This is a genomic window from bacterium, assembly GCA_039961635.1.
Taxonomy (GTDB): domain Bacteria; phylum 4484-113; class 4484-113; order JAGGVC01; family JAGGVC01; genus JABRWB01.
The window spans coordinates 22,968-36,632 of sequence record JABRWB010000025.1; the positions used below are offsets into that span (position 1 = coordinate 22,968).

Genomic DNA, 13,665 nt, shown 5'->3' on the forward strand with positions numbered 1-13,665 from the left:
TCCGGCCCGCGGGCTGGAACAAGATTGCTGCGAGGAGGTCACAGCGTGTGACCCCAACCAGGAGGTAGCTGTCTTGGCAACTGCAAAACGGAAGAAAAGCTTGAAGCCGCTGGATATCGGTCTCGACCTGACCAGCGACGAGCTTCGTGTAGTGGGCTTGTCCCGCTCGCGTGCGGCCTACGTTTTGGAGCGGTTCGCAATCGCTCCGATTCCAAGCTCGGTGTTTTCCGCCGGCAAGGTGGCCGAGCCAAGGGAACTGGGCAACAAGATCGTGGAAATCTGCGCGGCCAACGGAATCAAGCCCAAGCGGGCGATGATTTCGCTGTCCGGCAAGGCGGCGATTACGCGTATCGTAGAGCTGCCGAAAATGGGCTTCGCCCAGACGCGGCAGGCCATCGATCTTCAAATCAACCAATACGTTCCTTTCCCGCCGGGCGACACCGTTTACCAGTTCAAGGTATTGCCTCCATCCGCGGGCAGCAATCCCGCGATGCAGGAAGTGCTCCTGTGCGCCACGCGGCGCAGCACCGTGGACAGCTTGATTCAAACGCTGCGCTCCGCGAAGATCGAGCCGGGCGGAATCAAAATCACGAGCCTCGCGGCCTCCAGGCTGATACTTCCCCGGCTGGAAGGCTACACCCAGACGGCATGTTTGATCGACGTTCGCGACACTGTCACAGACCTGTCGTTCTTCATCAACGGCAATTTCCGGCTGTCCCGTCCGATCGAGATGGGCTACAACTCGATCATCGCCAAGCTCAGCCAGGCGCTCGGTGTTTCCAACGCGGAAGCGGAAGAGCACCTGCGCAACGAGCCGGTGGACCTCGCTCTGCCCGAAGAGGAAGTCGATCCCTCGGAAGACAACAGGATGCGTGAAACGCTGCTTCCCATTTTCAGCGGTTTCATCAGCGAGCTTATCCGCAGCATCCGCTATTACGAATCGCAGGCGCAGCGCAGCGAGCGCGTGGGCAAGCTGTTCGTGTACGGCAACGTTCAGTTGTTCAAGAACCTCGACAGATACATCGAGCAGCAGACGGGTCTGGAAGTCAGCGTGCTGTCGGTCACCAGCCTGTTGACCACGCTTCAGGGAGTTTACTCCCAGGACCTGCTGCGCGAGCACGCCGAAAAGTTGGTGGTGGCATCCGGCCTTGCAGCGGATCTTTCATTCCGCGCCAAGCCCGAGCTCAACCTGATGCCGCAGACCTACTATTTGAAGGAGCAGGCTCGCACGGTGGTGTGGGCTGGCGTGATCGTGCTTCTGATTATGGCGGCTCTGTTTTACTACCAAATTTCGCTTCTCGACGCAAAGATAAGTCAGAAAAACCAGGAGCTTGCGGAAGCGAAACAGGTGGAGGCTCAATACAAAGGCGATGCGGACACGTTTGACAACGTGAAAACCAAGATTCAGGCAAACATTCCAAAGTTCAAACAGGTTTTCGGGCTGGTCGCCAAGCAGCCGATTTGGCCGGGGTATATGACCGAGCTTGGCGCCGTTACGCCTGACACCGTGTACCTTACGGAAGTGACTTTCAATTCGAGCGACGCCACGATAGATGTCAAGGGCGTCGCTTCTTCCCGATACGATTTGATGCTTTTCTGCCTGGCGCTGGATCACTCCGATTTCTTCGCTCAAGTGGAAGTATCCGAATCGGGTGACGAGGCGGCTGGAGGAGGTTCGGGAGGAGGCGGCGGAGGTGCCGCGTCGATTGGCGGGCCGGCCACCACGCTAAGCGGCCAGGCACCGGTTCCCGCGCCGTCGGTCGGCGGATTGCTGTCCGCCGGGGCTCCTATGGACGAATTTCGTCCGCCTCGCTGGACCGGCCGCCCGGGACATAACATTGAGGACTTTTTCGGCACTCCTCCTTGGGCCAGGCGGGTTGTTTCGTGGGGATTCGACATTACGGTGAAGATCCAAAGCAAGGTTTGGAACCAGGAAGAGCCGCTCGCTCCGTTAACCGATTGGGAGGAGGTGGTGCAGAGTGTCGTCAACACGTAAACAGCCACCGGCAAAAGGCAAGCCCGAAGCGCCCATAAAGCAGCCGATTTTTACGCCCCAGAACATGGTCATCCTGTTCGGCGTTCTGGCGGTTGTCTTTTTCCTTGTGTTTTTCAAGGGTTTTTACCAGACAAAAGTAAAAGAAATCGCCACTCTGGACGATGAGATAACCAAGCAGCAGGAGCTGAATGCCACTTACCAGCGCAAGGCCGCGAAGCTGGCCGAGGCGGAGTACATCAAGGAAGTCATGGACGAGAAGCTTGAATCCGTTCAGTTCAAGTTTTTCAAGAACCAGGACGACATCCTTGAATTCTTTAAAACCGTCCTTTTCGACCTGCTCGTGCGTTCCAACATCGATCCCTATACGATCGAGCTTGATTTCGACTACGAGTTCGTGATGCCGTGGTACATCGACGATCCGATTGAAACTATGCCGGATTGGATCGACCCGGACAAAGTGGCGGAGTTGTTTTCGTGGAAGTACATTTCCAAACCGGAAGGTCAGGATCCTTCAAAGAAGCCCGAAGGCGGCGATGCAATCGGGGTGCCTGATACGTTCATAAAGCCGCTGCCGATAACGATTAAAAAGATCAGGACTACCTATGAAGGTATGAAGCGCCTGATCGAAAACATGCAGCGCGGCAAAGGCTACCTTTACACGGTTCACTGCTTTAAAAACGATTCGGGCGAAAATTCAGGTTTGCTTCGGGTTTTTACCGATTTCGAAATGGAGATTACGATTTACCTGATGAACCCAAATCAGAACGCCACCGGCGACACTCCGGAAGGTATGCCGGGCGCCGAGACGTGCTAACGGGGAGTTGATTTAGATGCAGGAACTGATGCAAAACAAAACTCTGATGGCGATTCTTGGAATCGCGATTGTCGCGGCCATCTTCACCTATTTCTTCTCCGGCGGACTTTCCATTTCGGGAGATGACCCTCTTGCCGGAGATATGACCGCACAATACGCGCAAGAAATAGGCGCACAGCCCGGCGCGCCGCCTGCGTCCGCTCCTTCGTCCGGCGGCGAAACTTCTGCAGGCGGGCCTCCCCCTGCGATGGGCCTTGAGACGGGCATGCCCGCCGCCCCGGCCGCAGAGCCTTCAAAGCCGAGCGAACCTTCCGAGCCAAGCAAGCCGGCTCCCGCGAAGCTGGCTGGGGAAGGCAAAGGGATAAACGAGAAGCTGCTTGCCTTCAGGAAGTTAAATCCCGACGAAATCCTGGAAGAGAAGTATAAGGATCTTGAGGAAAAGGTCAGCGAGCCCGAGGCGTTTGCCGAGGATATCGGCCGAGTTGACCCCCTCACGGTTGTACTCGACTATATACCGGAAGAGCTGCGCCCGCCCCGCTCCGGCGAAACAAACGAAGAGGAAATCATCAAATTCCTGCAGGAATCGTACGGTTACGAGATGATCGACTCGCTCAACATCCGCGTTGTCGAGGTTGTCGAACTCGGCAACTATCCGATTGTGCTTTTTACGGTCAACGGCAGACCGTCCCAGGGCGGACCCGGAGCGGCGACCTACTTTAACGGTGTTGAGATCAGAATCTTGGAGGCGGACACGACCGCAGTAACGATGCGCCTCACGGTTTACGGGACTTACTCGACGATGTCCCGTACGAAAAAGTTCATTTCGGGCGATTATTGATCGCCCACCCCGTTTTGAATCCCTTTGCCCCGGTCTTTGCCGGGGCGATTTTTTGGGGAAGGCATGGAGGGATTTGCGTCCTGGCTGTATAGCTTGATCGTAACGGTGTGGGGGCGCATCGCGCTCCTTTGGTCGGAACCATCCCGGTGGCTGACTCACTGGGGTTGGGAACACCAGGCATATTATCTGCTTTTCCCCGAGCTGGTTCTGCTGCTCGGGGTGTTTATCATCCTCGTACTTTTCCTTATCTACGGCCCCAAGTACTATAACGCGTACACTTGGATAGGCATTGTATCAATGTTCCTGAATTTCCTGCTGACGCTGCATCTAATGTACATGACCAGCAGGTTTTTCAGTTACGGGCTGGGTTTATGGTGGGGGCAGCTTGAAACGATAGACCCTTACGCGCTTTTCTTCAAACAGATTTTCGATTGGGGCGACATCTGCCTTTTCCTGACGCTTTTCCGCTATCCGCTCATGACCAAATTCAAAACCGAATTCCTGGTCATGTACATAACCGCGACCATCGCCTTCGACCTTATGGTCGGTTCGAGCGACCTGCTTGCGATTTACGTGATGACGGAATTCGGAAGCATTTTCCTGTATCTCCTCGCGGCCTATTACAAGGACAACCTTAAAAGCCTGGAAGGCGGGCTCAAGATATTTCTTTCGGGGGCGGTCGCGTCCGCCGCAATGCTTTTCGGCATAAGCTATATCTACGGCATCGTCGGCTCGACCAACATCTACGACATCAAGTACAAGATGCTTACGATCAATCCCAATCATCCGCTGTTGATTTTTTCGATGATTATGATTCTCGTAGGCGTCGGCTTCAAAGTGGGCGTCGCGCCGTTCCACATGTGGATGCCGGATGCGTTTGAAGGCGCGCCCACGGTGCATGCTGCGTTCATCAGCGTATTTCCCAAGCTTGCAGGCTTCGCGATCCTGATGCGCATTTACCTCGTGGCGTTTCTGCCTGTGGCGAAAGTCTGGCTGCCTTTGTTCGTGGTGATCGCGTTGCTGACGTTGTTTGTCGGCAACATAATGGCCCTGACGCAGACCAGCTTTAAACGGCTTATGGGTTACAGCGGCGTCGCGCAGATGGGATATATCATCATCGCGGTGATTTGCGCGGGATTGTCGGGCTCGAACGACGCTACGCAAAGCTGGGGATTTTACGCGGCGATGTATTACATGCTCATCTACCTTTTGATGAACCTCGGCGCGTTTATCGTGGGAATGCTGAACGAGGTTTCCGGCGGCGACGACAACCTCGATACGTTGAACGGATTGCATCGAAGGTCGCCTTTCCTGGCGTTCTTTATGACCATATGCCTGCTGGGCCTGACCGGCATTCCGCCGACCGCCGGATTTATCGCCAAATTCCTCGTCTTTTACAGCATGGCGGAGCACATACTCCAGTTTCCCGTTATGTTCGTTTTGTTGCTCCTCACGCTTGTCAACACGATCATCGCGGTTTTCTATTACGTCGGCATAATCAAGCGGATGTACCTTCTCAAGCCGATACGCGAGGAGCTCGCCCGGCCGTTCGTGCCGATTTTCTTCCAGCGCGTCGCGGTCGTTTTCCCCGCCCTCGCGGTGCTCGTGCTGGGATTTCTGTTCGTGGACGCGCCCATCGAATACGTCAAGGGCGCGTGGTTCATGACGTTCTTCACCACGGTCGGCTAGGCGCTGCCGGAAAGGGGGAAGAATGCCTCGCACCGGCAAGATGATTAAAACCGACGCGGAAACTCCGCGTGCCCATGCGCCGGGATTGGGAGAGCGGATTATCTTCGGCGCGCTGATTGCCGCGATGTATGTCGTCCCGCCGCTTTTCATGGGCACGAATTTCGCGCGCTCCGTGCTCGATCTGGTTTCCTGGCCTGCGCTGCTTGTCGCGGCGGCGCTGCTCCCGTCGCGCACGCGAATCCGCGAAAGCGGATTGCTTTTGGCCGCGATGCTTTGGACGCTTTTTTCGTTCGTTTCGATAGCGTCGAGCGAGTATCCTTTTCTATCGCACATTGAAAGCATGCGGATGCTTTCGTGGATCGCGGTCGCGCTGATCGCGGCCGAAGGCGCGGCCGCGCTCGGCGCGCGATTCGTATCCGCGGCAGTCGCGCTTTCCGGCCTCCTTCCGTCCGCGTACGGTTTGTTTCTGCTTTGGGGCACGGAATCGCTCGAAAAATCGCGGCTCGCGGTTGAAGGCACCTTCGGATTGCACAATCCCTTCGCCGGATTCCTGCTCGCTTGCATTCCGCTCGCGGTTTGCGAGCTGTTGCAATCCTGGGACAGAAAATTCGTGCGCATGTTCTGGCTCGCCGTAGTGATAATCGAGTGCGCAGCATTCGTGTTGACGCTAAGCAGAGCGGCATGGCTGGTTGCCGTACTCATGCTCCTTGTTTCCCCGCTGGCTCTTAAGCGGCGCGAAAATACAGGCACTGCGCTGCCCAGAAGGGGCGCACTTGGCGGAATCTTGTTCGCGGCATTTGTATGCATCGTGATTTTCGCGCTCAAGCCGGGAGTCGCCGGAGTGCTTTCGTCCCACGCCGCAAGCACATTCAACAAGCTCGACTACTCGCTTCAGGGCAGGCTTACTTTCTGGCGCGGGGCGCTGCGGATTTTCGCCGACAATCCTGTGGCAGGCACGGGTTCGGGCACGTTCGGAAACGCGTTCATGCGCTATCAGCCGAGCCTTGTATATTATTCGACCGATCCGCACAGCTTCCCGCTCAAAACGCTGTCCGAACAAGGAACGATAGGTTTTCTTCTGTTCGCCGCGGTTGTTTGGTTTGCTTTCAATTCGTTTCGCGCCTGGAAATCGCGCGCGCAGGTGCGGCTGCCAGGATTTGCCGCGCTTGCCGCGCTGGGATTGTTTGTCCATTCGCTAGTGGATTTCGACCTAAGTTATCCGCCGAACGCGTGGATTCTCATTTCGCTCTGCGCGCTCGCTGCAGCGGGTGCAAGCGCTGCGGCGGATGCCGCACCGAACGCGCCCAATCGTGCGGATGAAAGAGGCTCAAGCCGCCCGAGCCTGCGGCGCGCCGGGATCGCGGCCATTGCGGCCGTGCTGATGGCCTTCTGGCTGCGCGATTTCGGGATGCTCCACTTCGTCAATGAGAACAAAGAGTATTCGGTGTCCGTTTCCGGTCTGGCCGTTTCGGCGAACGCCCCGGTCGCGGTAATCGAACGGGCTCTCGGCGGCGCGGTCGCGCGTTCCACCGAGGACGCAAAGCCTGACGAGTTCCGCCTTGAGGACTTCGAAAGAATAAAGCTGACGCTAGAAAAATACGACAAGGTAGCGCGCGCGCACTTCCTTTTGGCCGCGGTCGCGCGCGCGGGATTCAACAATCCGCGGTTGGAATTTTTGCAGCCGTTCCGGGGCTCCGAGGATTCGGTCGAGCTGCATATGAAGGCTGCGATCGAGCTGGACCCGCACAACTCGCCTGAATATTATTGGGAATACGCTTCGTTTCTGGAAGGGACGGGCCGCGCGCGGGAAGCGCGGGATGTCCTTTCCAAATGTCTTCTGGACGCGATACCGATAGTCCGCCCGGTTTCGCCGGATTTCGTCCGCCCGACTTGGATTAAATACAACGGGCTGTTCGGTGCGATGTGGGAAAAGCTTGCGCAGCTTGAAAGGCAATTCGGAGACGAAGCGCTGGCCGCGGATTACGAAGCGCGCGCGCGGGAGTTTTCGACCGGCTAAGGACGGCAATTTCAGCGGTTGGCCTGCACCGTTTTGGCGAACTTGATTTCCTTCCACTGCTGCGGGATGTCGTTCAGCGCGGTGATCGTCACCTTGCCCTTTTTGTACCGCTTGTCTTCGAGGACGCTCAACAGCGCCTTGGCGGTGTCCAGCGAAGTTATCACCGGGACGTTGTGCTCGACCGCCGCTCGCCGGATTTTCAGTCCGTCCACTTCCGCGATTTTGTTGTCGCTGATCGTGTTGAACAAAAGCCTGAACTTGCCGCTGAGAATATGATCCTCGATGTTGGGCCGGCCTTCGTGAAGCTTCTTCACGACTTCCGCGGGCACGCCGTTCCGGTTCAAATACGCGGCGGTGCCTTCGGTGGAATACACCTTGATGCCCAGCCTGACCAGCCGCTTGGCGAATCCAAGCCCCTCTTCTTTGTCGTTGTCGGCCAGAGTCAAAAGCACGCCGATATCCTTCGTTTCGCGCGGAACGGGGATGCCCGCGGCGGCCATCGCCTTGGCCAGCGCCGCGGGGAAGTCGCGCGCGAGCCCCATCACTTCGCCGGTGCTTTTCATTTCGGGGCCGAGCGACACGTCCACTCGCTGCATCTTGGAAAAGCTGAAAACGGGCGCCTTGACCGCGACAAGATCCTGGGACGGGTACAGCCCCGGCTGGATTCCGGGCAATTCCGCGAGCCTGCCTCCCATCACCGCCAGCATGGCCATCGGAACGAGCGGCAATCCCGTTACCTTTGAGATGAACGGCACGGTGCGGCTGGCTCGCGGGTTGACTTCGAGCACGTAAAGCTTGCCCTCCGCGAGCACGAACTGGATGTTGATCAAACCTCGCGCATCGATTTTTTTCGCGATCGCGGTTCCCATCTCAACGATGCGGCCTATCAGCACGTCGCTGACGTTTTGCGGAGGATAAACCGCCATCGAGTCGCCGCTGTGCACGCCGGCGCGCTCGATATGCTCCATCACGCCCGGAATGATAACCGTTTCGCCGTCGGATACCAAGTCCACTTCCAATTCGATGCCCGAAAGGTACTTGTCAATCAACAGCGGACGGCCCTGAAACGCATGGCGGTTCGCAAGGATGTATTGGCGCATTCCGTCTTCGGTGTACACGATTTCCATCGCCCGTCCACCGAGGACGAACGAGGGCCGCACAAGCACAGGGTATCCCAGCTTTTCTCCCAACTGCGGTGCTAGGTCATATTCGGTGGTTGCGACCCCGGGCGGGCGCGGGATGCCCAATTCCTCCATCAGCGAGTCGAACAGTTTTCGGTCTTCGGTGACTTCGATGCTCTCGGCCGTGGTACCGAGGATGTTGACGCCCGCTTCCCAAAGCGGCAGCGCCAGGTTGATTGAGGTCTGCCCTCCGAATTGGACGACCACGCCGAGAGGTTTGAGCTGGTTCACGACATCGAGCACGCTTTCCGTCGTCAGCGGCTCGAAAAACAGCGCGTCTGAAAGGTCAAAGTCGGTGGAAACCGTTTCTGGATTGTTGTTGACGATTATCGCTTCGTAACCCATATTGTGAAGCGCCATCAACGCGTGAGTTATGCAGTAGTCGAATTCTATACCTTGTCCGATTCGTATCGCGCCGCCGCCTAATACGACCACGCGGCGGTTGAGGCCGTTTCCGGATTTGGGCGATTCAATGTCGCCCGATTTTTCGTAAGTCGCGTAGTAATAGGGGCTGCCCGCCTCGAACTCCGCCGCGCAGGTGTCCACTTCCTTGTAAACGGTCGAAACTACGGGCGTAAGTTCGAAACGCAGCTTTCTTACTTCGCTTTCGGATTTGCCGATCATCTGGCCGACCATCCGGTCCGTCAGTCCCAGTCGTTTCCAATTGCGAAGCTGCTCCGCAGTGAATTCGATGGCCGGCAAAGCTTCCTTCCGATCTTTATCGAAGAGGCTTAGCTGGTTTGCATCGGCGGCGCCGCCGAGCGCGGCGCTGGCGCGTTTTTCCTCCTCGACAAGCTCGGCGAAACGTCTGAGGAAAAACGCGTCTATATGCGTCAGCCTTCCCAAATGCACGATGTCCCAACCGCGGAAAAGCGCTTCAAACAAAGCAAAAATGCGTCCGTCGGTAGGAATCGAAAGCTCTTCGCGAAGCTGTTCGTCCGACATGTGCGAGAAGTGCCGGGTGCGGAAGCTGTCCAGCTTCACTTCGAGCGCGGACAGCGCCTTCAGGAACGCGCCCTCGAACGTGCGATCTATGCTCATAACTTCGCCGGTCGCCTTCATCTGCGTGCCAAGCGTCTTGTCAGCTCCCTTGAACTTGTCGAACGGCCAGCGCGGAATTTTGATTACGACGTAGTCCAGTGCCGGCTCGAAGCTGGCCTTGGTTTTGCCTGTGACCGCGTTGGTGATCTCATCCAAATTGAGTCCAAGCGCGATTTTCGCCGCAACGCGCGCAATTGGATAGCCCGTCGCCTTGCTTGCCAGCGCGCTCGACCGGCTCACGCGCGGATTGACCTCTATCACGTAGAACTTCAGTTCGGTTGGGGAAAGCGCGAATTGCACGTTGCATCCGCCGCAGATTTTCAGCTCGCGGATTATTGCCAGCGACGCGCTCCGCAGCATCTGGTATTCCTTGTCCGTGAGCGTGAGCGACGGCGCGACCACCATCGAATCGCCCGTATGGACGCCCATCGCGTCAAGGTTTTCCATGTTGCATATCGTTATGCAGTTGTCGGCTTCGTCGCGCATCACCTCGTACTCGATTTCCTTCCATCCGACGACGCATTCCTCGATCAACACCTGATTGACGCGGCTCGACACGATGCCGGTATTGACGAAATGGTGGAACTCGTCGGTGTTGTACGCGATTCCGCCGCCGGTGCCCCCCAGCGTGTACGCCGGGCGTATGATAAGGGGGAATCCGTGCTTTTCCGCGAACTCGTCCGCCTCGCGCATCGTCGTTGCGATTGTGCTTGCCGGAATAGGCATGTTTATCGCCTGCATCGTGTCCTTGAACAGCTGCCTGTCCTCGGCGCGCTTGATGCTTTCGAAAGACGTGCCAAGGAGCTTCACGCCGTACTTCTGCGGTATACCCGCCTCCCAAAGCTCGACCGCCAGGTTGAGACCGGTCTGTCCCCCAAGCGTGGGCAGTATCCCGTCCGGGCGCTCTCGCTCGAGGATCGCCTCGATGTGCTCGGCGTCCATCGGCTCGACGTAAACGCGGTCGGCAATGCCTATGTCCGTCATTATCGTCGCGGGGTTGGAGTTGATGAGGACTACTTCCACGCCTTCCTCTCGCAGCGAGCGGCAGGCCTGGCTGCCGGCATAATCGAATTCGGCTGCCTGGCCGATGATGATCGGCCCGCTGCCAATGACCATTACTTTTTTGATTGAGGGATTACGTGGCATGTTTACTCAGATGATATGTATGGCCATTCACCGTTATATCACTTTTTAGATTCTTCATCATAATTCCATATGCGTAATAGGCGAAGTCGGCAGTCGGCTTGAAGAGAAAATCAAGATCTTTCAAGACAAGACGGCAAAAGTCGCGAATCTCGCCCGGCGTTGGCAATTTACCAGCGATATAAGGGAGCCGACCATGTACGAAGCTGTTTCTAAGCTCCTTCGCCTTCTCTCTTCTCTTCTCGAACTCGCTGTTTTTTGCTTCGGCAAGAGCGTCCGCGCTTATTTTTTCCCAGCTAATATTGCAGACCTCTTTTGCGAATTCCGCGTAATTCATCTTAAGGAAATAGGAGTCTATTTCGTCGGCGGCATCGGCGGTGTAGTCGTAATTCAGCAGCAATCTCTGTCTGATATTCGCCGTTGCATATTCATCAAACATGGACCACGCAACTAGTGCCAGTTCAAGGTTTTCGTATAGCCCCAGACTGTCCTGGTGAATAATTTCTTCGCGCATCCAGTTAAGGCTTTTGAACAAACTGAACCATCTTGGATCCAATAGAAACAGTGATGTGTATATCTGGCTGTTTGGATCCTTGTTGCAGCCGCAGCATTCAACGATGAAACTGCATTTCGGACATATCAAATAGTCTTCCAGCAAGTCCCTGAGATCGCCCACATCTTCGCGGTTATTCGAAAACAGCTTGAGACCCAACTTGAGCACTTCTTCGCGGACGAAGGTGTTGGGATTGTGTATAGCTTCTTCCGGATAAAGGTGAAACTCCAATCTGCCTGCGAGATCGGCACTCAGACCGCTTTTAAGTGCCTCGCTAAACAATTTGTCGATAGTCTCCACCTCAATTTGATTGAATATGGGGCTGAATACTGCCAGGTCAACGTCGCTGTGTTCGTCCATTCCCTCGAAATTTGTAGCGCTTCCGAATAGGTACACCGCGGAAATCGGGATTTCCGTTTTCCCGCGCAGATGTTCGACAAATCTGGCGAGTTCTTCGACTAGGGAAGTTGTGTCAACAGCCATTCAAACACCTACTTTGTCTGTTTTGTCCTGCGCATAAGCCACTCGATATCTCGAAATGCGGGATATTGGCCCAAGTCGGGATACTTTGCCGGCAGGTAGAGTTTGTTCAACTCGTTAATGAGCTCCAGGAATTCAGGCTTCGACTTGTCAAGCGCGGCTTCCTTGTAGAGCGAAAGGAGGTCGTGAATTCGCGGTATTCGATTTGATCCGCCTTTTGACGTAATTAGCGCCATCAATACTTTTTCCAACGCTTGATGACAATGAAAGACGATGTTTTCGCCCTGTTCCGAGGGCGAGATTGATTCCGCCAGCGCCATGTCCTTAAGCGCGCGCTCAATCCACAACTTCGCTTCTTCCTTCGTCATATCGCCGGATTATACCACCCGGACGGCGTCGCCCACCTTCGCGGCGCCGGAAACCAGAATGCACAAGGCAAAGCCCTCCCCTGTCTCGATTACCTGAAGTTCCGCCACTGTTGATTCTTTCGTTGTCAGTACTTCTCCCGTCAGTTCGTTGTAGATCGTTTTTGTTTCGACGACCGCCAGTCGGTTTCCTTTGTACAGCTTCAATCCCACGGGTACGGCCACGTAATAGTCCGCGCCGTCCACCGCGGCGATTTTCATCGAGCCTGCAAGAAAAGCCCCGTGCCGCCGCTCGAAATTGCGCGCCAGGAACGCGCCCAGCCCGTCCGCGTTCGCGGCAAGTCCGCGCTCCTTTGAAAGTATGCCGGCGAATTCCTTCTTGAACTCGGCCAAAGCGGCGTCGAATTCCGCCCAGCGCTCGAGCGACGCCAGCATCAAACACTCGTTCCACGCGATATAGTAAATTTTTTCCTTCTTGATTTTGTCCGGACGGTACGCGTTTCTGAATCCGGCGAGCGCGCCTTCCAAATCTCCGCCGACGGCAAGCGCCCATGCGTCGGCGAATTCCTTGCTCACGAAGTCGCCCGAATGGCAAAACAGGTACGATATGTAAGTCTCCTTAAAGGGCGTTATTTCCTTTGCCAGCTGGTCCATCGCCTTGTCAACCGCCCACGAGAGCATTTCGCCCTCGGAATAAGTCGTGCCTTGTCCCGCGTAATTCCGATTGCTGAAATCCCCGCTCCCAGTGCAAGCATGCAGCACCTGTCCGGTTTCGATTCCCACAAGTTTTGCTTCCAAACTTGCATGGCTCCACTGCTCCACGACCTGCACCTTTTTGTAGACCGGGATTTTTACCGTTTCGTACTTGGTTTCATAGGCTTGCTTTTCCTTGTTCCAGACTTTCTTTTCTTTCTGCTCCTCCTTGTAGTAGTCGACGGCGTCCTCTTCGTGCCTTTCGGTCTTGCTGGACAGATCCGACGCGCTTCCGATCACCAGTGCGTCCACGCCAAGCAGCCGTCCCATTTCCTTAATGGACGCAGCGTCAGCGAAACCGCTTTGCTGGAACCGCTGCTCGCCGAGTATCCGCTCAAGCTCGGAGCGGCTGATGGTTTCCAGTACGCCTTCGCGCGCAATCTCCGCAATCAGCTTGTTCATCAGCGATTCGGCCATAGCTTTGTCGTCGCCGGCGACCGTAAAAGGCATGACCGCTATCCGTTTTATGTCCGGGCTGAAGTATCCGGTTACGCTTATTTGCGTGATTGGCCAGGCCCGCGCCCATTTTTCCTTCGTAACATCCCCGAATGCCTGCGTTGCAGGAAGCAGCGCGGCCAACAACGCGCCGCCGACGGCGGCTGCCAGGCGGCTTGCCGTTTGAGTTTGCTTCATTTTGTTCCTCCGATACCCGATGCAATTATACCGGCAGCGCGGTTTCCCGGCATGTCGCGTGTGCGCCCGGATTCAAAAATGAAGTGCAACACTTTCGGGGTTAGGGAAGTGTAGCAGTTCCTCGTAAATGGCCTCTGCCGGGGAGTTCCAGCGGAGCAGCTT

The 13,665-nt window shown here is 56.1% G+C and carries 9 protein-coding genes; 5 read left to right on the forward strand and 4 right to left on the reverse strand.

Translation table 11 applies throughout. The features are described 5' to 3' along the window. Positions 1–73 precede the first annotated feature (73 nt). The 5 genes from pilM to HRF49_03975 all read left to right on the forward strand — a co-directional run bounded on the left by pilM (position 74) and on the right by HRF49_03975 (position 7,354). Entirely contained in the window at positions 74–1,996 is a 1,923-nt protein-coding gene (pilM, locus tag HRF49_03955) for a type IV pilus assembly protein PilM (GenBank protein ID MEP0813805.1), read from the forward strand. After that, positions 1,980–2,810, forward strand: coding sequence for a hypothetical protein (locus HRF49_03960; protein MEP0813806.1), 831 nt, complete (start codon positions 1,980–1,982; stop codon positions 2,808–2,810). Before pilM ends, HRF49_03960 begins: the two co-directional genes overlap by 17 nt. A 16-nt stretch (positions 2,811–2,826) precedes the next feature. Beyond that, a complete protein-coding gene (locus HRF49_03965; protein MEP0813807.1) occupies positions 2,827–3,648 on the forward strand; it encodes a hypothetical protein in 822 nt (273 codons plus the stop codon). Between the two features lie 63 nt (positions 3,649–3,711). Then, the gene (locus tag HRF49_03970) at positions 3,712–5,337 is read left to right on the forward strand and encodes an NADH-quinone oxidoreductase subunit N (protein MEP0813808.1); all 1,626 of its coding nucleotides are present in this window, start codon (positions 3,712–3,714) and stop codon (positions 5,335–5,337) included. Between the two features lie 22 nt (positions 5,338–5,359). Then, positions 5,360–7,354, forward strand: coding sequence for an O-antigen ligase family protein (locus HRF49_03975; GenBank protein MEP0813809.1), 1,995 nt, complete (start codon positions 5,360–5,362; stop codon positions 7,352–7,354). Between the two features lie 11 nt (positions 7,355–7,365). Here HRF49_03975 and carB read toward each other — a convergent pair whose 3' ends face one another. The 4 genes from carB to HRF49_03995 are packed head-to-tail and all read right to left on the reverse strand — an operon-like array spanning position 7,366 to position 13,503. Further along, positions 7,366–10,722 carry a carbamoyl-phosphate synthase large subunit gene (gene carB, locus HRF49_03980; GenBank protein ID MEP0813810.1) on the reverse strand — a complete coding sequence of 1,119 codons (3,357 nt, stop codon included), beginning with the start codon at positions 10,720–10,722 and terminating at the stop codon, positions 7,366–7,368. Further along, positions 10,712–11,755, reverse strand: a complete 1,044-nt coding sequence (locus tag HRF49_03985; protein ID MEP0813811.1) for a hypothetical protein — start codon at positions 11,753–11,755, stop codon at positions 10,712–10,714. Before HRF49_03985 ends, carB begins: the two co-directional genes overlap by 11 nt. An 8-nt stretch (positions 11,756–11,763) precedes the next feature. After that, positions 11,764–12,120 (reverse strand): HEPN domain-containing protein, encoded by a 357-nt coding sequence (locus tag HRF49_03990; protein MEP0813812.1) that lies wholly within the window; start codon positions 12,118–12,120, stop codon positions 11,764–11,766. Between the two features lie 9 nt (positions 12,121–12,129). Further along, on the reverse strand, positions 12,130–13,503 hold the full coding sequence (locus HRF49_03995) for a hypothetical protein (protein MEP0813813.1): 1,374 nt from the start codon (positions 13,501–13,503) through the stop codon (positions 12,130–12,132). Between the last annotated feature and the right edge of the window lie 162 nt (positions 13,504–13,665).